Below are 22,545 nucleotides of genomic sequence, written 5' to 3' on the forward strand. Positions count from 1 at the left end.
ATTTGAAATATTCAGGCCGTGGGTGGGAAAGACGCCGTACATGAATGAACCATGACGCTATATAGAAGAAGGAGGCCCCGTGGCCTCCTTCTTCGTTTACAGCACGCTTACAAACTAGGGAACGCGAACTGCGATGCTTCATGGCTGGCACGTTGCGGCCAGCGTTGAGTAATGGCCTTGCGCCGGGTGTAGAACCTCACGCCGTCCGGCCCGTAGGCATGCAGGTCACCAAACAGCGAACGCTTCCAACCGCCGAAGCTGTGGTAGGCCACAGGGACCGGCAGCGGAACGTTCACCCCCACCATGCCTACTTCGATCTCATCGCAGAACAACCGCGCCGCTTCACCGTCACGGGTAAAGATGCAGGTACCGTTGCCATACTCGTGATCATTGATCAGTTGCATGGCCTGTTCAAGGCTGTCGACCCGTACTACACACAACACCGGCCCGAAAATCTCTTCCTTGTAGATGCGCATTTGCGGGGTCACCTTGTCGAACAAGGTGCCGCCAACGAAATAGCCTTCTTCATTACCCGATACGCGCAAGCCGCGACCGTCGACAACGAGCCTGGCCCCCGCCGCTACGCCTTCCTCGATGTAGCCAACCACTTTGTCGCGAGCAGCCGCCGTGACCAGCGGCCCCATGTCCAGGCCGCACGATGTGCCCGCACCGATCTTCAGTGCCTTGATTTGCGGCTCAAGCTTGGCAATAAGCGCATCGGCCACCTGGTCACCCACGCATACCGCGACCGAAATGGCCATGCAACGCTCACCGCACGAACCATAGGCAGCCCCCATCAGCGCACTGACGGCGTTGTCCAGGTCGGCATCGGGCATCAGCACTGCGTGGTTTTTCGCGCCGCCCAGTGCCTGGACGCGCTTGCCACGTTTGGTACCCTCAGCGTAGATGCACTCGGCGATCGGCGTGGAACCCACGAAACTCAGCGCCTTGACCTCCGGTGCCTCGATCAGGGCATCCACCGCTTCCTTGTCACCGTGCACCACATTGAGGATGCCCTTGGGCAGGCCCGCTTCCAGCAACAGCTGGGCGATGAACAGCGTCGAGCTGGGGTCGCGCTCCGACGGCTTGAGAATGAATGCGTTGCCGCATGCGATTGCCAGTGGATACATCCACAGCGGCACCATCGCCGGGAAGTTGAAGGGCGTGATACCCGCCACTATGCCCAGCGGTTGGAAGTCGGACCAGGCGTCGATATTGGGTCCTACGTTTCGGCTGTACTCGCCCTTGAGCAATTCAGGTGCAGCACAGGCGAACTCGACGTTCTCGATACCGCGCTTCAACTCACCGGCGGCATCTTCCAGGGTCTTGCCGTGCTCCTCGCTGATCATCTGTGCGATTCGCGCTTCGTTCTGCTCGAGCAGCTGCTTGAAACGGAACATGACTTGCGCGCGCTTGGCCGGCGGGGTGTTGCGCCAGGCCGGGAACGCGGCTTTGGCGGCATCGATGGCTTGCTGCACGGTCGCACGACTGGCCAGTTCGACCTTGCGAATGGCCTGGCCAGTGGAAGGGTTGAACACATCGGCGGTGCGCTCGCCCTTGGTAACCAGGTCACCGTTGATCAGGTGCTGAACAATGCTCATGTAACACTCCAGAAAAAAAGAGGCGTGACAGGCGTGCCTGCGGCAAACGCCTGCCTTGAACGCAGGAAATCAGTCGATCAGGTTCAGGGTCTCGCCCACGGCATCGAACAGACGGTCCAGCTCTTCGGGCTTGGTATTGAAGGTTGGGCCGAACTGCAAGGTGTCGCCACCGAACCGCACATAGAAGCCCGCTTTCCACAGTTTCATGGCCGCTTCATAAGGGCGAACGATGGCATCTCCGTCCCGGGCGGCGATCTGGATGGCGCCTGCCAGGCCATAGTTGCGGATATCGACGATATTCTTGGTGCCTTTGACGCCGTGCAGCAGCTTCTCGAAATGCGGTGCCAGGTCGGCAGCAGACTGCACGAGGTTTTCTTTTTGCAGCAGATCCAGTGCGGCAAGACCTGCCGCGCAGGCGACCGGGTGTGCGGAGTAGGTATAGCCATGGGGGAATTCCACGGCATAGTCCGGCGTCGGCTGGTTCATGAAGGTGTGATAGATCTCGCTGCTGGCGACCACGGCCCCCATGGGGATCGCCCCGTTGGTCACCTGCTTGGCGATGCACATCAGGTCAGGCGTAACGCCGAAGGCCTCGGCGCCGGTCATCGCGCCCATGCGGCCAAAGCCGGTGATCACTTCGTCGAAGATCAGCAGGATATTGTGCTGAGTGCAGATTTCACGCAAACGCTTGAGGTAACCCTTGGGCGGCGGCAGCACGCCGGCCGAACCCGCCAGCGGCTCGACGATCACCGCTGCAATATTGGACGCGTCGTGCAACTCGATCAGCTTGAGCATCTCGTCAGCCAGCGCGATGCCGCCTTCTTCCGGCAGGCCCTTGGTGAACGCGTTGGCCGGCAATACGGTGTGGGGCAGATGATCGACGTCCAGCAACTGCCCGAACATCTTGCGGTTGCCGTTGACACCGCCCAGGCTGGTACCCGCGATGTTCACCCCATGGTAGCCACGGGCGCGGCCAATGATCTTGGTCTTGGTGGCCTGGCCTTTCAAGCGCCAATAGGCGCGCACCATCTTCAGCGCCGTATCGGCACATTCGGAGCCTGAGTTGGTGTAGAACACATGATTCAGGTCACCCGGGGTCAGTTCGGCAATCTTTTCAGCCAGCTGGAAGGACAGCGGGTGCCCGAACTGAAACCCCGGCGAATAGTCCAGGGTGCCGATCTGACGCGACACCGCCTCGGTGATTTCCTTGCGGGTATGGCCCGCGCCACATGTCCACAAACCTGACAGGGCATCGAAAATCCTGCGCCCCTTGTCGTCCACCAAATGGTTGCCATCGGCCGCCACGATCAGCCGAGGATCGCGCTGGAAATTGCGGTTGGCGGTATAGGGCATCCAGTGCGCATCCAGCTTGAGCTGGCTGGCGATACCGGCAGGCGCGGTTTGGAGCATGTTCATCGGCGGTTCCTCGAGAGACGATTAGGCAACGATGGATGTTGTTGCAGCTAACTTGGCACGGCGATAAAGTCTGAAAAAGCCTGCATTTCTAACCTTTACACAGGCCACGACTAAACTGATGAGCCGACGCCCCGATCCGCTTGCCCAAGTCAGCGACTTCGATATTCGCCTGCTGAAAATCTACCGCAGCGTGGTGGAATGTGGCGGGTTTTCCGCCGCGGAAAACGTGCTGGGTATCGGGCGATCGGCTATCAGTCAGCAGATGAACGATCTTGAGCAGCGTCTGGGTTTGCGCCTGTGCCAGCGCGGGCGTGCAGGGTTCTCGTTGACCGAGGAAGGCCGAGAGGTCTATCACTCGGCGCTGCAACTGCTGAGCGCACTGGAGACCTTCCGTACCGAAGTCAACGGCCTGCACCAGCATTTGCGCGGCGAGTTGAACATCGGCCTGACCGATAACCTCGTCACCCTGCCGCACATGCGCATCACCCATGCGCTGGCTGAACTCAAGGACCGAGGTCCGGACGTGCGTATCCAGATCCGCATGATTGCACCCAGCCAGGTGGAGCACGGCGTTCTAGATGGTAGCCTGCATGTGGGCGTCGTCCCCCAGACCAGCCCGTTGTCGGGGCTGGAATATCAACCGCTGTATAGCGAACGCTCGCTGCTGTACTGCGCCGTCGGTCATCCGCTGTTCTACGCCGATGACCATCTGCTCGACGATGAGCGCCTCAATCGCCAGGAAGCCATTACCCCAACCTTCCGCTTGCCTGCCGAAGTCCAGGCCCACTACCAGGTGCTCAACTGCACGGCCAGCGCCTCTGATCGCGAAGGCATGGCGTTTCTGATCCTGACAGGGCGCTACATGGGTTACTTGCCTGATCACTACGCTGCGCTCTGGGTCCAGCAAGGAAGGCTGAGAGCGCTCAAGCCGCAGCAACGTTTCTATGACCTGAGCTTGAGCTGGGTGACGCGAAAAGGCAGACGGCCCAACCTGGTGCTTGAGAGTTTTCTGGAAAGTCTGGCTGCGACACGTTGATGCCACTCTCTGCCGCCAATGCTTGTTACTTTGCCGTGGGAAGGTAATCTTGTCCTACAGACGCAGCCATCCCCCTGCACGGAATCGTTCATGACATTAGAAGTCCCTGCGCATCGCCTATCCGCCTCCGGCAAACCCGCAGGCCGTATTCGACAGAAAAACGAACAGGCCATCATCAAGGCCGCCGAAGACGAGTTCGCCCGTCATGGTTTCAAGGGCACCAGCATGAACACCATCGCCCTCAAGGCGGGGCTGCCCAAAGCCAACCTGCATTACTACTTCACCAACAAGCTGGGCCTGTATATTGCCGTACTCAGCAACATCATCGAGCTATGGGACAGCACCTTCAACGCCTTGAGCGTCGAGGACGACCCGGGCGAGGCGCTTAGCCGGTACATTCGCACGAAGATGGAGTTCTCCAGGCGCAACCCGCAGGCGTCCCGAATCTTCGCCATGGAAGTCATCAGCGGCGGCTCATGCCTGACCGAATACTTCAGCGCTGACTACCGCGAGTGGTTCCGGGGCCGGGCGGCAGTGTTCCAGGCCTGGATGGACGCCGGCAAGATGGACCCTGTCGACCCCGTCCACCTGATCTTCCTGCTATGGGGCAGTACCCAGCATTACGCCGACTTCGCCACGCAGATCTGCCAAGTCACTGGCCGCAGCCGGTTGACCAAGCAAGACATGGAAGATGCCAGCACCAACCTTATCCACATCATTCTCAAAGGATGCGGCATCGCGCCAGTTGCCTGACCGACATTTATGCCTTCTACCCTGCTCGACCTCTGCGAATACCGCGAGGACATTCGCAAAAGCCGCTTCATTACCCTGGCCGGGCCCATCGACAGTGCCAGCGATGCCATGAGTTTCATCGAGCGTCACAGCGACCCCGACGCCACCCACAATTGCTGGGCATGGAAAATCGGTGCTCAATACCGCAGCAGCGACGATGGTGAACCCGGCGGCACGGCCGGGCGCCCGATCTTGTCAGCCATCGAGGCACAGGATTGCGATCAGGTAGTAGTACTGGTCATCCGCTGGTACGGTGGCATTCAGCTTGGCACCGGCGGGTTGGCCAGGGCATACGGCGGCGGTGCCAACAAATGCCTGCAGCAGGCCCCCAAGCGCCTGCTGGTACAGCGCAGCGAGTTCACTTGCAGTTGTGCGTTCAGCGAGTTGGCATTGGTGAAACTGCGGATCGCCGACGTTCAGGGTCTGGTGCTTGAAGAGCACTTCACCGCCAATGGTGTAGACCTGAGGCTTGCCTTTGAAGATGCCCACAGGCAGCCACTGCAGCAGCAATTGGCAGACCTGAGCCGCGGCCGGATCCTGTTGGAGAGTTGCTGAGTATTGCCCACAGCAACTGTGGGCCTGGCTGTGGATAAGCTTGGGGCATACGCCTAGAGCCCAATAAGCATGAGCCCTCCACAGGTTTGTTCAAAATTTGACCACGGTTGCTGGATCGGCGGCTTGACCAAAGCCGGCCCGAGTTATCCCCATGCGCAGGTGGCAATAAGGTTGGACCGCTGCGGTTTGCACACATTAATTGTGGAGCAGCCTGTGGATAACCCGTGAGTGGAACGACAGGGCGCCTGTTGCACAAGGCCGCACCGAGGTTCGCTCATTTTTCGAGCAGCAACGCTCTCCCGAGCAACAACACGAATGACCTGGCACGACCCCGCGCCCTATGGATTATGCTCAGTGGCTCTGACAATCATACGGAGCACGCTCATGGCCGATTCAAAAACCGCTCTGATCATCGGGGCCTCACGTGGCCTGGGGTTAGGCTTGGTCAACCGCCTGTACGAAGACGGATGGGAGGTCACCGCCACCGTACGCACTCTGCAAACACCAGGCGCTCTGGCTGATGTTCCAGGCGTGCGTATCGAACAGCTGGAAATGAATGACCCAGCCCAACTCGACACCCTGGCCGAGCGTCTGACCGGCCAGCTATTCGACCTGGTGTTTATCAACGCAGGTGTCATGGGCCCTCTCCCACAGGATGTGGAAAACGTCACACACCAAGAAATCGGTGACCTGTTCATGACCAACGTCGTTGCACCGATTCGTGTCGCACGCCGCCTGGTTGAATATGTACGTGAACATACCGGCGTACTCGCCTTCATGAGCTCCATTCTGGGCAGTGTCGCAGTGCCTGATGGCGGGGAGATTTGCTTGTACAAAGCCAGCAAGGCGGCCCTCAACTCCATGATCAACAGTTTTGTGGTGGCCCAGCAGCGCCATGACCTGTGCGTATTGGCCATGCACCCAGGATGGGTGAAAACCGACATGGGCGGAGAAAACGCGGAGATCGACGTGTTGACCAGCACGCGTGGCATGCTCGAGCAGATCAAGGCCCAGGGTGGAACGGCGGGCCTGCGCTTCATCAACTACAAGGGCGAACCCTTGGTCTGGTGATTGGGCAGGTTGCCGCCATTGGGGCGCACGGCCGGGCCGGGCCCTGTAGAATGGCGGCAACCGTACCTGATTGAGATCACCTTATATGTATGACTGGTTGAACGCCCTGCCCAAGGCCGAACTGCACCTGCACCTTGAAGGCTCCCTGGAACCCGAGTTGCTGTTCGCCCTGGCCGAGCGCAACAAGATTGCCCTGCCTTGGGCTGATGTCGAGACGTTGCGCGGTGCGTACGCCTTCAACAACTTGCAGGAGTTTCTCGACCTGTACTACCAGGGTGCCGACGTTCTGCGCACCGAACAGGACTTCTATGACCTCACATGGGCTTACCTTCAGCGTTGCAAAGCGCAGAATGTGATTCACACCGAGCCCTTCTTCGATCCACAGACACACACCGACCGCGGCATCCCTTTCGAAGTGGTGCTCAATGGCATCAACCAGGCACTCAAGGATGGCCGTGACCAGTTGGGCATCAGCAGCGGCCTGATCCTGAGCTTCCTTCGTCACCTGAGCGAAGACGAAGCCCACAAGACGTTGGACCAGGCCCTGCCGTTTCGCGACGCATTCATTGCCGTTGGGCTGGACAGTTCCGAAATGGGCCACCCACCGAGCAAGTTCCAGCGTGTGTTCGACAGGGCACGCAGCGAAGGCTTCGTGGCCGTCGCGCATGCCGGCGAGGAAGGCCCGCCCGAGTACATCTGGGAAGCGCTGGACATGCTCCAGATCAAGCGTATCGATCACGGTGTGCGCGCCATCGAGGACGAGCGCCTCATGCAGCGCATCGTCGAGGAGCAGATCCCCTTGACCGTGTGCCCACTGTCCAACACCAAGCTGTGCGTGTTCGACCACATGAGCCAACACAACATTCTCGACATGTTGGAAAAAGGCGTGAAGGTCACCGTCAACTCGGACGACCCAGCCTATTTCGGTGGCTACGTGACGGAAAACTTCCACGCCCTGCACACTCACCTGGGTATGACCCAAGAGCAAGCTCGCCGGCTTGCCCAGAACAGCCTGGATGCGCGCCTGGTCTGACGCGTTCAGCCCACCTGCAGCGTCTCGACCCGGGCGATGCGATTGATCTGCTGGATACCCAGCGGTGATATGTGCAACGCCCGGGTATCTTCGGCCTCGCGCATCCACCCTGATTGCAGGAACAGCCGGAACAGCGCCTGGCCCAGAATGCCCCCCAGGTGCGGTTCCATGTCGTGCCACTCGGTGCAGCGGCACATCGTGCATGCTCGGGGCTGATGCGGTGCCAGCGCATCGATGTATACGCCGAGGCGAGCCAGTTGCGCTCGCCCCTCATCGCTGACCACCAACTGCCGCCCACAACCATCCAGCCATCCAGCCACTACCAGTCGATGGTAGAGTTCGCCTGCAAGCTCACCGCCCAGGTGATCGCCGCACCGCCTGGCGCGTCGCACGGACATGGGCAATGAAGGGCGCGGCGTGTGGGCATGACGGTTTCTTGCCTGTTCGAGTTGCACGCTGGCAAGGGCCTCTACAGCGGCGCCCACCTGAGGCGTTGCCAGGCGGAAATAACGCTTGCGTCCCCTGGCCTCATGCCGAAGCAAGCCCGCTGAAGAAAGCAGCGAAAGATGTGCACAGGCCGATGAGGCGCTGAGCCCGGTCATGATGGCCAACTCGTTGGCCAGGCGGGGGGTGCCATCGATCAAGGCCCATAACATGGCACTGCGCTTGGGGTCGGCCATCAGGCTGGCGATCTGGCTGATGCTGCTGGCTGCTTTCATGTCCCTGTGACTCCTGCATATTCACTGTGTAGGTGCGATGGCCGACCCTGGCCCACGAACGCCCTCGCTCGCGCCGGCCTGGCTCGTCAGTATAAGCCGCACCTGGAGCCACCCTGGCGCCACTCCCAGGCCTAGTTGTCGCAAAAATGCACTGGGTAGGGCTACCCTTTGCAGGAGACTTATTCAACGGCATGTTCGCAAAACAGCCTGTATATCGGCGGTTTGACAGGAAACATGGCCCAGCATGGAGTGAGTTAAGGCATATCACTTATTGCAAATTCGGAAGATGCCCACAGCCGTCTTCACCAAATAGCGCAGATATAATCGAAGGTTCTTCACGCCTCATACCGAGCGTTTAAATTGCAAGCGCCGCGTCAACAGCGCAACCGTGACCACCAATGCCCCACACAGGCTCATCACCAGCGCCATGGGCACCGCGCTGCCATCGTGCAGCAAACCCACCAACGCCGCGGCCCCAGCGGCAACACTGAACTGCACGCAGCCCATCATGGCCGACGCGCTGCCAGCCCGAGCGCCCTGCCCGCTCATGGCGCAAGCCGAGGCGTTGGGCAGAATGAAGCCCAGGCTCGCTATGCACACGAATAGCGGTACCAATAGCGGCCAGAGCGCTGGGGGCCTGATTGCCGCCATGCTCAGCAAAACCAGGCCTGCTGCCAGGTATACCCATACCGCCCGGGTCAGCAGCCAGGCGGGCCCGCGTTTAGCCAGCAGGCGTGCGTTCACCTGAGCCATCAGGATGAACCCCGCAGCATTGGCACCGAAGAACCACCCGTAATGCTCGGCAGGTACTCCGTACAACTTGATGAACACGAACGGCGAGCCTGCGATGTAGGCAAACATGCCGGCGATGGCGATACCGCCCGTCAAGGCGTGCCCCAGGAACACACGGTCGGCGAGCAGGCGCAGGTACTGACGCAAAGCCCCTGACAATGGCTGCCGGGGAATATGATCAGGCATGCTTTCAGGCAGCCCGAGGCTGACGGCGAGCAGGCAACCGGCACTGAACAGGCTCAAGGACAGGAAAATGAATTGCCACCCAGCATGGTTGACCAGCACGCCGCCGAGCATGGGCGCAAGGATCGGCGCCAAGCCCATGACCAGCACCAGCTGCGAGAACACCTTGGCCGAAGCCACCGGGTCGCACTTGTCGCTGACGATCGCCCGGGATAGCACCATACCCGCGCAGCCGCCCAGTGCCTGGACAAAGCGCGCCAGAATCAGGGTGTCCAGGTTGGGCGCATAGGCGCATCCCAGCGATGCCAGGGTAAAAAGCGCCACGCCAAACAGCAACGGCTTGCGCCGACCGAAACGGTCAGCTACCGGGCCATAGAGGAGCTGCCCGATCGACAACCCGAGAAAGTAGGCAGCCAGAGTGGTCTGGACGTGTTTTTCATCAGTGGCGAACGCCTGGGCTATCGCCGGAAAGGCAGGCAGGTAGAAGTCGATCGCCAAAGGCCCGAACGCACTGAGTGCGCCCAGGATAAGGACCATTCGCAGGTTCATCGGGAATCCATAGCAAGCTAACAAAGTTGCACATTCTACCTGCTGTGGACCCCGTGCTGCGCAAAACAATCCAACAATAGCGTTGCCAGCTTGAGCGCCTACGCAATTTCGGCCTGGAAACCCTCTTCCTGGATGGCCGCCCGTATCTGCGCTGGGTCGGCGCTGCTATCGACGCGAACCTGCTTCTTGGCCAAATCGACATCGACCTTGGCAGCGCCATCGAGCGCCTGAACAGCTTGGGTGACCGCCTTCACGCAATGGCCACAGGTCATGCCTTCTACAGTGAATACGTGCATGGAAACACCTCCTCAAGGTTTTCAGCGAGTTTCAAGCTTGCCATGGGGGCAAGGTCAAGCGGGCGTGTCTGGAGGTGGCAATTCGCGTCCACCTCGGCCAAGCTGCGACTTTGAAACAGGCAAGCAGGAGAGTGTTCATGTTCAGGACAGCAATGGGCTTCATCGGGCTGCTGGGTGCGCTCGCTGCAGTGCCGCCGGCCACCGCCGAAGACAACTCGGCCTACAGCGTACTGATCATTTCCCGCGAACGGCTTGAAGTGGCCACCAGTTGCGAGATCGGTGTCTACCTCAACGATCAACTGGCGGGGCGACTGTTCCAGGAACAGTCCACGTCGTTCAACCTGCCTGCGGGCCCCGTCGATGTACGCCTGCGCCTGCTGCCTGGGCAGACACCCGGTTGCGCCCCGGGCCTTGAGGATCAACGTAGCACCCGGTTGAACCTGCAAGCCGGGCAGATCAACAAGTACCGCATCGCGATGGGCCACTATGGGATGGAGCTCAAGCGAACGCCGCTGGACTATTGACCTTCCCCAGGTGGCAAGGTTGATGCTGGCAGCGTGCCCAAGGAGGAAACCATGTCCACGCCCGTCACTTATCACCTGCCCGTCTCCGGCATGACCTGCGCCAGCTGCGCTGGCCGAGTGGAGCGTGCCTTGCGCAAGGTCACCGGCGCAGATCACGTCACCGTCAACCTTGCCAGTGAGCAGGCCCGTGTGCAGGCGCCGGCCGATAGCCTGGATGCACTGGTCAACGCCGTCCACGCAGCCGGTTACGCTGTACCCAGTCATACGGTGGAATTGCAGATCGCCGGCATGACATGTGCCAGCTGCGTCGGCCGAGTCGAGCGTGCGCTGGCCAAGGTGCAGGGGGTGCTGAAGGTCAGCGTCAATCTGGCCAACGAACGTGCCCACCTGGACGTTCTCGACGGCGTGCCGGACGCGGCGCTGATCGATGCGATAGGGCAAGCCGGTTATGACGCCAGCCTGCCGCGCGCGCCCGAGAATGAACAAGCGACGATCCAGCGCCGCTTGCGCCGGGAACGGCTTGCAGTCGCTGCGGCGCTGCTGCTGGCGTCTCCCCTGGTGTTGCCTATGCTGGTACAACCGTTGGGCCTGCACTGGATGCTGCCGGCCTGGGCGCAGTTTTTGCTGGCAACGCCGGTGCAGTTCATCCTGGGTGCCCGCTTCTACGTTGCGGCCTGGAAGGCCGTGCGTGCGCGCAGCGGCAACATGGACCTGCTGGTCGCCCTCGGGACCAGTGCTGGTTACGGCTTGAGTCTTTATCAATGGGCCAACGCGCCATCGGGTAGCACACCCCACCTCTACTTCGAAGCCAGTGCAGTGGTCATCGCCCTGGTCATGCTGGGCAAGTACCTGGAGAGCCGTGCCAAGCGCCAGACCGCCAGCGCCATACGCGCGCTGGAAGCGCTGCGTCCCGAGCGTGCGCTAAGGGTCATCGATGGCGTGGAGCAGGAGGTCGCCATCACCCAGCTGCGCGTGGGTGACCTGGTCATGGTCAAACCAGGTGAGCGTTTTCCGGTCGACGGTATCGTCGAAGACGGCCACAGCCATGCCGATGAGGCCCTGATCAGCGGCGAAAGCCTGCCAGTCGCCAAGCAACCCGGGGACAGCGTCACCGGGGGTGCGATCAACGGCGAAGGCCGGTTGCTGGTCCGCACCCAGGCGCTTGGCACCGAAACCGTCCTGGCGCGCATCATCCGCTTGGTCGAAGACGCCCAAGCCGCCAAAGCGCCCATTCAGAAACTGGTCGACCGGGTAAGCCAGGTGTTCGTGCCCGCCGTACTGATACTCGCCGCGATCACCTTGATGGGGTGGTGGCTGGCCGGTGCCCCGTTCGAAACCGCTGTGATCAACGCCGTGGCCGTTCTGGTCATCGCCTGCCCATGCGCGCTGGGGCTGGCCACGCCGGCCGCGATCATGGCGGGTACAGGCGTTGCCGCACGCCACGGCATTCTCATAAAAGATGCCGAAGCACTGGAACGCGCGCAGGCCGTCAACCGCGTCGTGTTCGACAAGACAGGCACGCTCACCTCCGGCAGCCCGAACGTGGTGCATAGCCAAGCACTGGACGGCGATACGGACAACCTTTACCGATTGGCCGGCGCGCTTCAGCGCGGCAGTGAACACCCGCTGGCCAAGGCCGTGCTGGACGCCTGCGCCGAGCGTGGCCTGCGGGTGCCCGAGGTAACTGACAGCCAATCCCTGACCGGCCGCGGCATTGCCGGGCGTGTCGATGGACGTGACCTGGCACTGGGCAATCGCCGCCTGCTGCAAGACCTTGGCCTGGCACCCGGCGAACTGGCCGCGTCGGCTGACGCCTGGGAAGCACAAGGGCGCACCTTGTCCTGGCTCGTCCAGCGCGGGACTTCGCCCAGCGTGCTTGGCTTGATCGCATTCGGTGACAGCCTCAAGCCCGGAGCCGGTCAGGCGGTCCAGACGCTGCGCAGCCAGCGCATCAGCAGCCACCTGCTCACAGGCGACAACCGGGGCAGCGCCATGGCCGTGGCGGCCGCCCTCGACATTACCGATGTCTACGCCGAGGTGCTGCCAGCGGATAAGGCCGCCACCGTGGAGACCCTCAAGCAGGGTGGTGCCGTAGCCATGGTCGGCGACGGCGTCAACGACGCACCGGCATTGGCGGCTGCAGACATTGGCATCGCCATGGGCGGTGGCACGGATGTGGCCATGCAGGCCGCCGGCATCACCCTGATGCGCGGGGATCCGCGGTTGGTGCCGGCAGCCCTCGAAATCAGCCGTAGAACCTACGCGAAGATTCGCCAGAACCTGTTCTGGGCGTTCATCTACAACCTCGTCGGCATCCCGCTGGCTGCCTTCGGTTACCTCAACCCGGTCATGGCCGGCGCGGCCATGGCGCTCTCCAGCGTCAGCGTGGTCAGCAATGCGCTGTTGCTCAAGGCCTGGAAGCCCGCCCTCGATCAGGAGGCACCATGAATATCGGCCAAGCGGCGGCCCGGACCGGGCTCAGCACCAAGATGATCCGCTATTACGAATCCATCGGCCTGCTCAAGCCTGCCCTGCGCAGCGACAGCGGTTATCGGATCTATCAGCCTGCCGACCTGCACGCCTTGGCCTTCATCAAGCGCTCGCGAGACCTGGGGTTTTCCCTCGAGGAGGTCGGCAAGCTGCTCACCTTGTGGCAGGACCGGCAGCGAGCCAGTGCTGATGTCAAAGCACTGGCCAACCAGCATATCGATGTGTTGAACAAACGTATCGACGAACTGCTTAGCCTGCGCGACACCTTGGTCGAGCTGGTTTCCAGCTGCCACGGTGATGACCGCCCGGACTGCCCGATTCTCAAGGAACTGGCCAACGAAGCGCCGGGGCGCTGCTGCCGCTGAGCATTCCCGGCACCCGTGCAACCAAGCTCATAGGGCATACCCGTCCAAACGCGACCGAATAGGCATCAATAGCGACTTCGCCCAATAATTACGGGCGTTTTCCTACATAAAATTCGGTTGCTGCCGATGCATTAGGTACCTGCCTCATGTGTCGACAACAATAATTCGGGAGCGCCGATGAGCATCAAACAGAAACTGACCTGGGCTTTTGCGATCATCGCCGCCCTGCCCATCGTGCTGGTGGCCACCCTGGTGGTACTCAACCTACGCGGCGAGGCCAGGGACGGCTTCCTCGACAGCAGCAGTCGAGAAATCCGTCAGGTCAGCAACGCGATGAACATCTTCTTCCAAGGCATCAGCCAGAACGTGGAGTACATGGCCTCGCAACCCTTGGTGGCGGCCACTGGCAACGAGCTGACCAAGTACACGAGCGCCACGCCGTCCTACGAGCTGGGCGAGCAATCGAGCAAGATTCTGGCGTTCATGACCAGCCTGGCCAATGCTCATCCTGCCTATGCCTACCTCTCCTACGGGGTCGCCGACGGGGGCTACGTCGGCTGGCCGGCAGGGCAGAAGTTCGTCAACTACGATCCGCGTACGCGCCCTTGGTACCAGCTGGCCATGGCCAACCCTGGCAAGACCCTGCGCACCGGTGCCTACTACTGGGCCGCCGACGATGCCGTACTGGTCAGCACCGTGCGTGCCGTGGCCAACCAGCTGGGCAACCCTGGCGGCGTAGTCAACGTCGACGTTTCCATCAAAGGCCTCACCGAAATCGTCAAGCAGATCAAGCTGGGCGAAAGTGGGTACCTGCTGCTGGTCGAAAATAACGGCAACGTCTTGGTAGACCCACGGGATACCGCGCACAACTTCAAACAACTGGCGAGCTTCGGCGACGGCTACGCCGAGCTTGCCAAGCACGGCAAGGGCCTGGCTGAAGTCGAGCTGGACGGTGTTCGCTACATGGCCAACATCTACCCGGACGAACAGCTGGGCTGGACGCTTATCGGGCTGATCGAGCAGCGCGAGGTGATGCAGACCACCACCCGCCTGACCTGGCTGATCGGGATCGTCGCGCTGGTACTGGCTGCCGTGTTCGCCGTCGTGGGTGCCACCTTCGCCAAACTGATCGTGCGCCCGATCAACAGCGTCACCAACGGGCTTGAGGACATCGCCCAGGGCGAAGGGGACCTGACCCGCAACCTGGAAATCCGCGGCCGTGACGAAACTGCCCAGCTGGCGAGCTGGTTCAACCAGTTCCTGGGGGCCATTCGCAGCCTTATCCAGCACATCAGCGCCGCGGCCGGCAATATCCTCAACACCTCCACCAGCTCGACACGCGTGTCCAGCGACATGGCCGAGGCCGCCGGGCGCCAGCGTGAGGCAGTCGACATGGTCTCCACCGCCTTCCATGAAATGGTCGCCACTGCCAACGAGGTCGCACGTTCCTGCAGCCAGGCGGCGCAGTCGGCCGACAGCGGCCAGCAGCAGGCGCGCGAAGGCCAGCAGCAGATCGATGCCGCCGTCAGCAGCGTCGACCGCCTGAGCCACGAGATCGAACAGTCGGCGCAGTCGATTCAGCAGCTTGAGCGCGACAGCAACGCCATCCAGTCGATCCTGGGCACTATCCGTTCCATTGCGGAGCAGACCAACCTACTGGCGCTCAACGCCGCCATCGAAGCGGCCCGTGCCGGTGAGCAAGGGCGTGGGTTCGCAGTGGTGGCAGATGAAGTGCGCGCCCTGGCCAAGCGAACCGCCGACTCCACGGCCGAAATCGACGGCCTGCTGGGCAACCTGGCCGGGCGTACGGCCGAGGTGGCGGCGCAAATGCACGCCAGCCTCGAAGTTTCGCAGCAATCGGTGAGCCGTATCGGCATGGCCCGCGACAGCTTTGGTCAAATACGCGAGTCGGTGGACGTTATCCGTGACATGAACACGCAGATCGCCACGGCAGCCGAAGAGCAGCACCAAGTAGCCGAGGACATCAACCGGCACATCAGCCAGATCCACGGCGATGCCCAGCTGGTGGCAGAACTGGCCCAGGCAGCCCGCCAGGACTCCGAAAGCCTCGCCGGCCTGTCCAACGAGCTGGACGCGCTGGTCCGCAGGTTCCGTACCTGACGGCAAAAGCCTCGCGAGTATCGGGCGTGCACGTTCACCCGGCCCGCGGGGCGCCGCACCAGGTAAGCCGCTAGAGTTTAAGCTCGCCTGGCGTGGCACCGAACAGCTGCTTGAACGCGGCGATGTAGGCGGAGGTCGAGTCGTACCCGCAGCCCAGCGCCGCGTCAGTGACCGTGTGCCCCGCCTCGAGCGCGGTCAAGGACGACAGCAGGCGCATGCGCTGGCGCCAGTTGCGAAAGCTCAACCCGGTCTCGCGCTGGAACAACCTCATCAGGGTCTTTTCCGAACACCCCAGTTCGCGCGCCCATTGCTGCAAGGTCTGCGGCTGCTCCGGTGCAGCGATCAGGCCATTGCACAGGGCAAGCAAGCCTGGGTGTTGCGGCAGCGGCAACGAAAACGCCACCTCTGGCAACGCTTGCAACTGGTCAAGCAGCACGGCGACCAGACGCGCCTGTGCGCTATCGCCTTCTGGGTAATGTGCAGGGTACAGGCAGAACTGCTTGATCAGCTCACGGGCCAAGGGGGTCACTTCCAGCACACGGCAACGCTCAGCCGCCCAAGGGCAGGCATCGCGGCGTATGTAGAGGCTGCGCATTTCAGCCTGCATCGAACTGGACACCGCATGCTCGGCCTGCGCGGGTATCCACACGCCCCATTGCGGCGGGGCGAAGTAACTGCCTGCCTGGGTGTACACCCCCAATACGCCACTGATGGCATAGGAAAACTGCACCCAGTCGTGTTGATGCGACGTCGTCCACGAGCCGGCGACCAGTCGCTCGGCGCGGGCATAGAGTGGTCGAGGCAGGCAATCGAGCGTTGGAATGGGACGGGGATGTCCGATGGCAGGCATGGCGACTTCTTATCATGATGATCGGACAAGCCTAACAGCCCAGGCGCCCTCGGCGTTATCCGGCTCGATGGCCACCTTCGGTCACCCAGCCGGATCAACACCGACGCTCACCGCTCGACGATGACCGTAACGCCCTGCCCGCCTGCGGCGCAGATCGAGATCAGGCCTCGCCCTTGGGGCGCTGTCGACAGCAGCTTGGCCAAGTTGGCCAGGATGCGCCCACCCGTTGCGGCGAATGGATGGCCTGCCCCAAGTGAGCTGCCCTTCACGTTCAGCCGAGAACGGTCGATCGCCCCCAGCGGCTCATCCAGCCCAAGGCGGTCCCGGCAGTACTGGTCATCCTCCCAGGCCTTGAGGGTGCACAGTACCTGGGCCGCGAATGCCTCATGGATCTCGTAGTAATCGAAATCCTGCAGCGTCAGGTTGTTGCGGGCCAGCAATCGCGGCACCGCATACACGGGCGCCATCAGCAAGCCCTCGCGGCCGTCGACGAAATCCACCGCGGCTGTTTCGCCATCGACCAGGTAGGCGAGCACCGGCAGGCCATGTTGGTCTGCCCACTCCTGAGTCCCCAGCAACACCAGCGAGGCGCCATCGGTCAACGGCGTGGAGTTGCCTGCCGTCAAGGTGCCCTCATCGCTGCGGTCGAAGGCCGGTTTGAGCTTGGCCAGTTGCTCCCGTGTCAGCTCGGGGCGCAAGTTGTTGTCCCGGGTCAGCGACCGAAAAGGGGTCATCAGATCGTCCTGCCAACCTTCTTCGTAGGCACGTGCCAGGCATTGATGGCTACGCAGCGCCATCTCATCCTGCTCGTCCCGGCCAATGCGCCAGGTTTTGGCCATGCGTTCGCAGTGCTCGCCCATCGACAACCCGGTGCGTGGCTCGCCGTTGCGCGGCAGCGACGGCTTGAGATGGTGAGGCCGCAAGCCCAGAAAAGGCTTGAGTCGGTCACCCAGCGTCTTGCCCCGGTTGGCCTGCAACATCATTCGGCGCAGCCCTTCGCTCACGGCGATGGGTGCGTCGGAGGTCGTGTCGACGCCGCCGGCGATGCCGCAGTCGATCTGCCCGAGGGCAATTTTATTGGCCACCAGCAATGCAGCTTCAAGCCCGGTGCCGCAGGCCTGCTGAATGTCATAGGCGGGGGTCGAGGCCGACAGGCGTGAACCCAGCACGCACTCGCGCGTAAGGTTCATGTCCCGGGCATGCTTGAGTACCGCCCCTGCCACCACTTCGCCAAGGCGCAGGCCGTGCAGGCGGTAGCGCTCGATGAGCCCCTCGAGTGCGGCAGTCAGCATGTCCTGATTGCTGGCGGTGGCGTACGCACCATTGGAACGGGCGAATGGGATTCGATTGCCGCCCAAGATAGCGACCCGGCGAAGTGAGCGCATGCGCATGTTCCTCCTGAAACAATTTGATCCGTAGAGCCTAGGTGTTTTTGCTGCATTCGAACGACCTGGCCACAATCCTGGTCCACACTGTCAGACTTGCTTTCGGAGGACCCACCATGAGTGATCGCTACCTTGGTTTTGCCAACTCAAGCCTCGGCCGCAAACTTGTCGACAGCCTGGGCCTGCCTCGTCCAGCCACCCTGGAGCGCTGGGAAGCGGGCCGCATGCGGCCAGTGGACGGGCCGTTGGTCCTTGGCGGCGGCCCCTTGGCACGCCAGGTCGAAACACTCGCAGCGCGGTTGACCGACGCGGTTTACGGTTTCAACGGCCAAGGCCTCCAGTGCGAACCCTGGGTCGCCGGGTTGGGCCCCAAGATCAAGGCGCTGGTGTTCGATGCCAGTCACTTGTCCGACAGCGATGCGCTCACGCAGTTGCGCGAATTCTTCCAGCCGCTGCTGCGCAACCTGGCGCCCTGCGCCCATATCGTGGTGTTGGGTCGCCCGCCTGAGGCCGTCGCTGACCCGATGGCCAGCGTCGCCCAGCGTGCGCTTGAAGGGTTCAGCCGGTCACTGGCCAAGGAGCTGCGCAACGGCGCTACTGCACAGTTGCTGTACGTGGGTGATGGCGCCGAATCTCAACTCGAAGGCGCCTTGCGCTTCTTCCTGTCACCCAAGAGCGCCTTCGTGTCGGGGCAGGTGCTGCGCCTTCAGCCCTGCCAGGCTCAGGTGGAGGACTGGACACGGCCGCTTAGCGGCAAGCGTGCGCTGATCACCGGGGCTGCCCGCGGCATCGGCGCCGCCATTGCAGAAACCCTGGCCCGCGACGGTGCCGACGTGTTGCTGCTCGATGTGCCCCAGGCCAGCGAGCCATTGCAGGCGCTCGCTGCGCGCCTGGGTGGCAAGGCGCTAGCACTGGACATTTGCGCCAGTGACGCCGCCGAACAGTTGCTGGCGGCCTTGCCCGATGGCCTCGACATCCTGGTGCACAACGCAGGCATCACCCGTGACAAGACCCTGGCGAACATGACCCCCGAATATTGGGACGCCGTGCTGGCGGTGAACCTCAAGGCTCCGCAGGTGCTGACCCAGGCCCTGCTCGATAACGGCGCGTTGCACGCGGACGCCCGCATCACCCTGCTGGCTTCGGTCAGCGGCATCGCCGGCAACCGTGGGCAATCCAACTATGCGGCCAGCAAAGCTGGGCTGATTGGCTTGGCTCAGGCCTGGGCACCGACGCTTGCCGAGCAAGGCATCAGCATCAACGCAGTGGCGCCTGGCTTCATTGAGACCCATATGACTGGCGCCATGCCCATGGGCTTGCGCGAGGCAGGGCGACGCCTGAGTTCGCTCGGCCAGGGCGGCAAGCCCCAGGATGTGGCCGAAGCCATCACCTGGCTTAGCCAACCTGGCTCCGGTGTCGTGAGCGGCCAGGTGCTGCGGGTGTGCGGCCAAGCACTGATGGGGGCCTGAGCATGCAACGACAATGGCATGACCTGCACCAACCCGCCAGCCGCGCCAGCCTGTACCTGCGCGCAGCGGGCAAACGACGCATCACCGGTGATCAACTGCCTATGCACGGGCTGCGCTGCACCCTGGCGGTTCAGCCCAAGCAACTGCATGCCTACCGGCAGTTGTGTCGTTTCGTCGACGATGGCCGGCTGCCTGCCACGTATCCGCACATCATGGCGTTCAACCTGCAACTGCAGCTGATGACCGCCGAGCAGTTTCCCTTTCCGCTACTGGGGCTGGTCCACCTGCACAACCGCATTGACGTCATTCGCCCTCTTGGGGGCATCGAGTCGCTGCGAATGGCGGTTCACGCCGACAACCTGCAGCCCCACCCCAAAGGTGGAACGTTCGACCTGGTCACCGAGGCGGCGGACGGTATCGGCGTGCTCTGGCGGGAAACCAGCCGCATGCTCGTGCGCGGGCTGAAGCTCGACGGCGACCCCGTAGAAGCAGAAACTGCAGAAACTGCAGAAACGGCCGAGGAACAGACCAGCAGCTTGCCTGAAGTCACGCGCTGGTATGCCGACAGTGATATCGGCCGCCGTTATGCCAAGGTCTGCGGCGACTACAACCCCATTCACCTCAGCGCCCCCAGCGCCCAGCTGTTCGGTTTTCCCACTGCCATCGCCCACGGCATGTGGAGCAAGGCCATGGCCATGGCCGCGCTGCACGGGCACTTGCCCCACAGTGGCTATCGGTTCGAAGTGGACTTCCACAAACCCGTGCGCTTGCCCTCGGAGGTGGTGCTCAGCGCCAGCCAGGCCGGCCCTGTGGGTGAACTGCGCCTGGACGGCCAGGCGGACGTGGTACATATGCTCGGCCGCTGGGCCTGCTTGCAGGGCTGACTCGCGCGTGCTGCCCCCGTGCAGGGAAGCTTGCTTTGCAACGGCCCTGCGCGGAAGCTATGCGCCATGAGGAGAACCCGATGAACCTGCAAGAACTGACTCAACGCCTGCATCAAATCCGCGATACCAATGACTGGCAACGTTTCCACAGCCCAAAGAATTTGGCCATGGCCGCCAGCGTTGAAATGGCCGAGCTGGTTGAAATCTTCCAGTGGCTCAGCGAGGACGAGTCACGTCGCCTGCCACCCGAACAGTTGGCCCACGCCGGTCAGGAAGTAGGCGATGTCGTGCTCTACCTGTTGCTGTTGTGCAGTGAACTGGGGCTGGACATGGACCAGGTGGTGCGCGCCAAGCTGGCCGACAGTGAAAGGCGCTTCGCACGATGAACGACCGTCATTTCGATGAACTGGCCACCCGTTTTGCCGAAAAGATCTATGGCGGCGCAAAGGGTGCGATCAGGCTGGCAGTCTTGCAGGCCGACCTGGCCGAAGCCTTGCCGGATCGCCCGTTGCGCATCCTCGATATCGGTGCTGGCCTTGGCCACATGGCGCTATGGTTGGCCCAGCGCGGGCACCAGCTTACCCTGGCCGAACCTGCCGAGCCCATGCTCGAAGGGGCACGGGCCCGCTTTGCCGCAGCGGGTCAGGCGGCAACGTTCATCCAGGCACCCTGGCAAGCGTTGCTGGGCGAGCTGACCGAGCCCTACGACGTGGTCGTGTGCCACGCGGTACTTGAATGGCTGGCTGAGCCGGAAAGTATCCTGCCAGTTCTGCATCAACTCACGGCCCCCGAAGGGTGGCTGTCGTTGGCGTTCTACAACCGCGATGCCCTGGTCTACCGCAACCTGCTCAAGGGCCACTTCCGCAAACTGCGCAGCAATCGCCTCGAAGGTGAAAAGCAGAGCCTTACCCCGCAGAAACCACTTGATCCGCGGGCGCTCAGGGCGCAACTTGAACCTCTGTGGCAGGTCGAAAGTGAAAGTGGCATACGTGTTTTCCATGACTACATGCCCAAGGAATTTCAGGACCGCGCCGAGCTGCTGGACCTGCTGGAAATGGAGCTCGCTCACCGCCGCCATCCGAGTTTCGCCGGCCTGGGCCGTTACCTGCACTGGGTCTGTCGCCCACGTTGACCTGCCGTGAGGAGCAAGCATGCCGTACCGTCTGTTGCCACTGGCCCTGCTGCCGTTGGTTCTGGCCGGATGCCAGGGCACCAATCCCTACGTCGCCAGCAGCCGCCCACTGCCACCAGCCCCGCCTCAGGCAGCGACCACGTTCGACGCAAGCGCTTACCCCGCACCGACACGGGACTACGGCCGCTACCGCAGCTGGAGCTGGCGTGACGGCCACCTGCCCAGCGGTTCGGCCAATGCCGATCCTGCGCAGTTGGCCGATGCCGTCGCCGCAGCGCTCGATCAGCAGGGCTTGCGCCCCGCCCGCAGCGGCGTTGGCGACCTGCTTGTCGGCGCCGATATCCGCCGTGAGAAACGCCTGCGCCAAGTGCGCGACTACGACGGCTACGACCCCTACTACGGGCCCTACGGCAACGTAGGCTATGGCGGTTACCGCAACGGTTTTGGGGGTTATGCCAGTACCCCAGTGGTGCGCACCTATCAGGTTGAGGTCATGGTGGTGCGCATCGACCTGTACGACAGCCGCAGCGGCCAGGCCGTCTGGAGCGCCAGCGCCGAAAGCGGCAACGACCAGGGTTCCCCGCGAGACCGTGAAAATGCCGTGCGCGACGCCGTGCGCAAGGCCCTCAGCGGCTATCCTCCCAGTTAACGCCTAACGGAGATTCATCATGTTTCGCCGCCTGTTACTCGTGTCGTTCGCGGCCTTGCTGGCTGCCTGCTCAAGCCATAATGTGCAGCAGGACTACGACGCGAGTCGTGATTTTGCCGCCTACCGCAACTGGGCCTGGCAGGAGCCCGGCCTGCAATATCGTCCTGACGATCCACGCATCAAGAGCGACCTGACCGAGCAGCGCATCCGTCAGGCGGTCAGCGAACAGCTTGATCAGCGTGGCCTACGCCCAGCGCCCCCTGGCACGCGAGCGGACCTCAACGTGCGCACCTATCTGATAGTGGAGCAACGCCAGCAACAGGTCACCACCAACTACGGCGGCGGGTGGGGTGGCTATTGGGGAGGTTACTGGGGCGGGCCGATGTACAACGAAACCCGCAGCGTCGACTACAAGGTCGCGACCATCCAGGTCGACTTGCTTGATGGGCGCGATGGCAAGCTGGTCTGGCGCGGCAGTGCCGAGCAGATCATGAACAACTACCCGCCAAGCCCGCAGGAACGCAACGAAGCCATCCAAAAAACGGTGGCTCAGGTGCTGGGCAATTATCCACCTGGCAGCAAACGCTAGCGGGGCATGTTCTGCCTGCCTCGCCCCGTGGCGGGGTGCAGGCA

Annotated in this window: 22 protein-coding genes and 1 pseudogene; 16 read left to right on the forward strand and 7 right to left on the reverse strand. The window is 62.4% G+C overall.

All coding sequences use genetic code 11. The features are described 5' to 3' along the window. Positions 1–107: 107 nt before the first annotated feature. Positions 108–1,601, reverse strand: coding sequence for a CoA-acylating methylmalonate-semialdehyde dehydrogenase (locus PFU01S_RS13105; protein ID WP_028687905.1), 1,494 nt, complete (start codon positions 1,599–1,601; stop codon positions 108–110). Between the two features lie 69 nt (positions 1,602–1,670). Beyond that, complete coding sequence (aptA, locus tag PFU01S_RS13110; protein WP_027915192.1) at positions 1,671–3,017, reverse strand: omega-aminotransferase AptA; 1,347 nt, start codon at positions 3,015–3,017, stop codon at positions 1,671–1,673. Positions 3,018–3,132: 115 nt separating this feature from the next. On the opposite strand from aptA, the gene PFU01S_RS13115 reads away from it, so the two are divergent. The 5 genes from PFU01S_RS13115 to PFU01S_RS13135 all read left to right on the forward strand — a co-directional run bounded on the left by PFU01S_RS13115 (position 3,133) and on the right by PFU01S_RS13135 (position 7,504). Beyond that, on the forward strand, positions 3,133–4,053 hold the full coding sequence (locus PFU01S_RS13115; protein WP_027915191.1) for a LysR family transcriptional regulator: 921 nt from the start codon (positions 3,133–3,135) through the stop codon (positions 4,051–4,053). A gap of 90 nt (positions 4,054–4,143) precedes the next feature. After that, on the forward strand, positions 4,144–4,806 hold the full coding sequence (locus PFU01S_RS13120) for a TetR/AcrR family transcriptional regulator (protein ID WP_023535181.1): 663 nt from the start codon (positions 4,144–4,146) through the stop codon (positions 4,804–4,806). A gap of 9 nt (positions 4,807–4,815) precedes the next feature. After that, the gene (locus PFU01S_RS13125; RefSeq protein WP_028687904.1) at positions 4,816–5,400 is read left to right on the forward strand and encodes an IMPACT family protein; all 585 of its coding nucleotides are present in this window, start codon (positions 4,816–4,818) and stop codon (positions 5,398–5,400) included. A 384-nt stretch (positions 5,401–5,784) separates the two neighbouring features. Continuing rightward, positions 5,785–6,471, forward strand: coding sequence for an SDR family oxidoreductase (locus PFU01S_RS13130; protein ID WP_028687903.1), 687 nt, complete (start codon positions 5,785–5,787; stop codon positions 6,469–6,471). A gap of 85 nt (positions 6,472–6,556) precedes the next feature. Then, positions 6,557–7,504: an adenosine deaminase gene (locus tag PFU01S_RS13135; protein WP_028687902.1), complete on the forward strand. Its 948-nt coding sequence runs from the start codon at positions 6,557–6,559 to the stop codon at positions 7,502–7,504. A gap of 5 nt (positions 7,505–7,509) precedes the next feature. On the opposite strand, the gene PFU01S_RS13140 is transcribed toward PFU01S_RS13135, so the two are convergent. The 3 genes from PFU01S_RS13140 to PFU01S_RS13150 all read right to left on the reverse strand — a co-directional run bounded on the left by PFU01S_RS13140 (position 7,510) and on the right by PFU01S_RS13150 (position 10,043). Beyond that, positions 7,510–8,223, reverse strand: a complete 714-nt coding sequence (locus PFU01S_RS13140; protein ID WP_027915187.1) for an ArsR/SmtB family transcription factor — start codon at positions 8,221–8,223, stop codon at positions 7,510–7,512. A 342-nt stretch (positions 8,224–8,565) separates the two neighbouring features. Continuing rightward, on the reverse strand, positions 8,566–9,747 hold the full coding sequence (locus PFU01S_RS13145; RefSeq protein ID WP_028687901.1) for a multidrug effflux MFS transporter: 1,182 nt from the start codon (positions 9,745–9,747) through the stop codon (positions 8,566–8,568). A gap of 98 nt (positions 9,748–9,845) precedes the next feature. Further along, positions 9,846–10,043 carry a heavy-metal-associated domain-containing protein gene (locus tag PFU01S_RS13150; RefSeq protein WP_028687900.1) on the reverse strand — a complete coding sequence of 66 codons (198 nt, stop codon included), beginning with the start codon at positions 10,041–10,043 and terminating at the stop codon, positions 9,846–9,848. 137 nt (positions 10,044–10,180) lie between these two features. Between PFU01S_RS13150 and PFU01S_RS13155 the strand changes: the two genes are divergently transcribed. The 5 genes and pseudogenes from PFU01S_RS13155 (at position 10,181) to PFU01S_RS22930 (ending at position 15,543) form a co-directional block, all read left to right on the forward strand. Continuing rightward, entirely contained in the window at positions 10,181–10,567 is a 387-nt protein-coding gene (locus PFU01S_RS13155; RefSeq protein WP_028687899.1) for a hypothetical protein, read from the forward strand. 51 nt (positions 10,568–10,618) lie between these two features. Continuing rightward, positions 10,619–13,015: a heavy metal translocating P-type ATPase gene (locus PFU01S_RS13160; protein WP_028687898.1), complete on the forward strand. Its 2,397-nt coding sequence runs from the start codon at positions 10,619–10,621 to the stop codon at positions 13,013–13,015. Then, positions 13,012–13,422: a Cu(I)-responsive transcriptional regulator gene (gene cueR / locus PFU01S_RS13165; RefSeq protein ID WP_027915182.1), complete on the forward strand. Its 411-nt coding sequence runs from the start codon at positions 13,012–13,014 to the stop codon at positions 13,420–13,422. Before PFU01S_RS13160 ends, cueR begins: the two co-directional genes overlap by 4 nt. Positions 13,423–13,755: 333 nt before the next feature. Next, a pseudogene (locus tag PFU01S_RS22925) lies at positions 13,756–14,685 on the forward strand (cache domain-containing sensor histidine kinase); the annotation flags it as partial. A 129-nt stretch (positions 14,686–14,814) separates the two neighbouring features. Continuing rightward, positions 14,815–15,543, forward strand: coding sequence for a methyl-accepting chemotaxis protein (locus PFU01S_RS22930; RefSeq protein WP_371920049.1), 729 nt, complete (start codon positions 14,815–14,817; stop codon positions 15,541–15,543). A gap of 70 nt (positions 15,544–15,613) precedes the next feature. Here the strand turns inward: PFU01S_RS22930 and PFU01S_RS13175 are convergent, their stop codons facing one another. Further along, positions 15,614–16,393, reverse strand: coding sequence for an AraC family transcriptional regulator (locus PFU01S_RS13175; protein WP_027915180.1), 780 nt, complete (start codon positions 16,391–16,393; stop codon positions 15,614–15,616). A gap of 107 nt (positions 16,394–16,500) precedes the next feature. Beyond that, positions 16,501–17,778 (reverse strand): acetyl-CoA C-acetyltransferase, encoded by a 1,278-nt coding sequence (locus PFU01S_RS13180; protein ID WP_028687897.1) that lies wholly within the window; start codon positions 17,776–17,778, stop codon positions 16,501–16,503. A gap of 116 nt (positions 17,779–17,894) precedes the next feature. On the opposite strand from PFU01S_RS13180, the gene PFU01S_RS13185 reads away from it, so the two are divergent. The 6 genes from PFU01S_RS13185 (at position 17,895) to PFU01S_RS13210 (ending at position 22,501) form a co-directional block, all read left to right on the forward strand. After that, positions 17,895–19,247, forward strand: coding sequence for a 3-oxoacyl-ACP reductase (locus PFU01S_RS13185; protein WP_028687896.1), 1,353 nt, complete (start codon positions 17,895–17,897; stop codon positions 19,245–19,247). A gap of 2 nt (positions 19,248–19,249) precedes the next feature. Continuing rightward, entirely contained in the window at positions 19,250–20,131 is an 882-nt protein-coding gene (locus PFU01S_RS13190) for a MaoC family dehydratase (RefSeq protein WP_028687895.1), read from the forward strand. Positions 20,132–20,211: 80 nt separating this feature from the next. Next, a complete protein-coding gene (locus PFU01S_RS13195) occupies positions 20,212–20,517 on the forward strand; it encodes a MazG-like family protein (protein ID WP_023535180.1) in 306 nt (101 codons plus the stop codon). Beyond that, positions 20,514–21,263: a methyltransferase domain-containing protein gene (locus PFU01S_RS13200; protein ID WP_028687894.1), complete on the forward strand. Its 750-nt coding sequence runs from the start codon at positions 20,514–20,516 to the stop codon at positions 21,261–21,263. Before PFU01S_RS13195 ends, PFU01S_RS13200 begins: the two co-directional genes overlap by 4 nt. Positions 21,264–21,282: 19 nt before the next feature. After that, positions 21,283–21,912, forward strand: a complete 630-nt coding sequence (locus tag PFU01S_RS13205) for a DUF4136 domain-containing protein (protein WP_028687893.1) — start codon at positions 21,283–21,285, stop codon at positions 21,910–21,912. Positions 21,913–21,931: 19 nt separating this feature from the next. Further along, positions 21,932–22,501: a DUF4136 domain-containing protein gene (locus PFU01S_RS13210; RefSeq protein ID WP_028687892.1), complete on the forward strand. Its 570-nt coding sequence runs from the start codon at positions 21,932–21,934 to the stop codon at positions 22,499–22,501. Positions 22,502–22,545 lie beyond the last annotated feature (44 nt).

Source organism: Pseudomonas fulva NBRC 16637 = DSM 17717, from assembly GCF_000730565.1.
Classification (GTDB): domain Bacteria; phylum Pseudomonadota; class Gammaproteobacteria; order Pseudomonadales; family Pseudomonadaceae; genus Aquipseudomonas; species Aquipseudomonas fulva.

Excerpts from the sequence above, each read along its gene's own strand:
- PFU01S_RS13105 (WP_028687905.1), bottom strand. The coding sequence starts at position 1,601 with ATGAGCATTGTTCAGCACCTGATCAACGGTGACCTGGTTACCAAGGGC.
- aptA (WP_027915192.1), bottom strand. The coding sequence starts at position 3,017 with ATGAACATGCTCCAAACCGCGCCTGCCGGTATCGCCAGCCAGCTCAAG.
- PFU01S_RS13120 (WP_023535181.1), top strand. The coding sequence starts at position 4,144 with ATGACATTAGAAGTCCCTGCGCATCGCCTATCCGCCTCCGGCAAACCC.
- PFU01S_RS13125 (WP_028687904.1), top strand. The coding sequence starts at position 4,816 with ATGCCTTCTACCCTGCTCGACCTCTGCGAATACCGCGAGGACATTCGC.
- PFU01S_RS13130 (WP_028687903.1), top strand. The coding sequence starts at position 5,785 with ATGGCCGATTCAAAAACCGCTCTGATCATCGGGGCCTCACGTGGCCTG.
- PFU01S_RS13135 (WP_028687902.1), top strand. The coding sequence starts at position 6,557 with ATGTATGACTGGTTGAACGCCCTGCCCAAGGCCGAACTGCACCTGCAC.
- PFU01S_RS13140 (WP_027915187.1), bottom strand. The coding sequence starts at position 8,223 with ATGAAAGCAGCCAGCAGCATCAGCCAGATCGCCAGCCTGATGGCCGAC.
- PFU01S_RS13145 (WP_028687901.1), bottom strand. The coding sequence starts at position 9,747 with ATGAACCTGCGAATGGTCCTTATCCTGGGCGCACTCAGTGCGTTCGGG.
- PFU01S_RS13150 (WP_028687900.1), bottom strand. The coding sequence starts at position 10,043 with ATGCACGTATTCACTGTAGAAGGCATGACCTGTGGCCATTGCGTGAAG.
- PFU01S_RS13155 (WP_028687899.1), top strand. The coding sequence starts at position 10,181 with ATGTTCAGGACAGCAATGGGCTTCATCGGGCTGCTGGGTGCGCTCGCT.
- PFU01S_RS13160 (WP_028687898.1), top strand. The coding sequence starts at position 10,619 with ATGTCCACGCCCGTCACTTATCACCTGCCCGTCTCCGGCATGACCTGC.
- cueR (WP_027915182.1), top strand. The coding sequence starts at position 13,012 with ATGAATATCGGCCAAGCGGCGGCCCGGACCGGGCTCAGCACCAAGATG.
- PFU01S_RS22930 (WP_371920049.1), top strand. The coding sequence starts at position 14,815 with ATGGTCTCCACCGCCTTCCATGAAATGGTCGCCACTGCCAACGAGGTC.
- PFU01S_RS13175 (WP_027915180.1), bottom strand. The coding sequence starts at position 16,393 with ATGCCTGCCATCGGACATCCCCGTCCCATTCCAACGCTCGATTGCCTG.
- PFU01S_RS13180 (WP_028687897.1), bottom strand. The coding sequence starts at position 17,778 with ATGCGCTCACTTCGCCGGGTCGCTATCTTGGGCGGCAATCGAATCCCA.
- PFU01S_RS13185 (WP_028687896.1), top strand. The coding sequence starts at position 17,895 with ATGAGTGATCGCTACCTTGGTTTTGCCAACTCAAGCCTCGGCCGCAAA.
- PFU01S_RS13190 (WP_028687895.1), top strand. The coding sequence starts at position 19,250 with ATGCAACGACAATGGCATGACCTGCACCAACCCGCCAGCCGCGCCAGC.
- PFU01S_RS13195 (WP_023535180.1), top strand. The coding sequence starts at position 20,212 with ATGAACCTGCAAGAACTGACTCAACGCCTGCATCAAATCCGCGATACC.
- PFU01S_RS13200 (WP_028687894.1), top strand. The coding sequence starts at position 20,514 with ATGAACGACCGTCATTTCGATGAACTGGCCACCCGTTTTGCCGAAAAG.
- PFU01S_RS13205 (WP_028687893.1), top strand. The coding sequence starts at position 21,283 with ATGCCGTACCGTCTGTTGCCACTGGCCCTGCTGCCGTTGGTTCTGGCC.
- PFU01S_RS13210 (WP_028687892.1), top strand. The coding sequence starts at position 21,932 with ATGTTTCGCCGCCTGTTACTCGTGTCGTTCGCGGCCTTGCTGGCTGCC.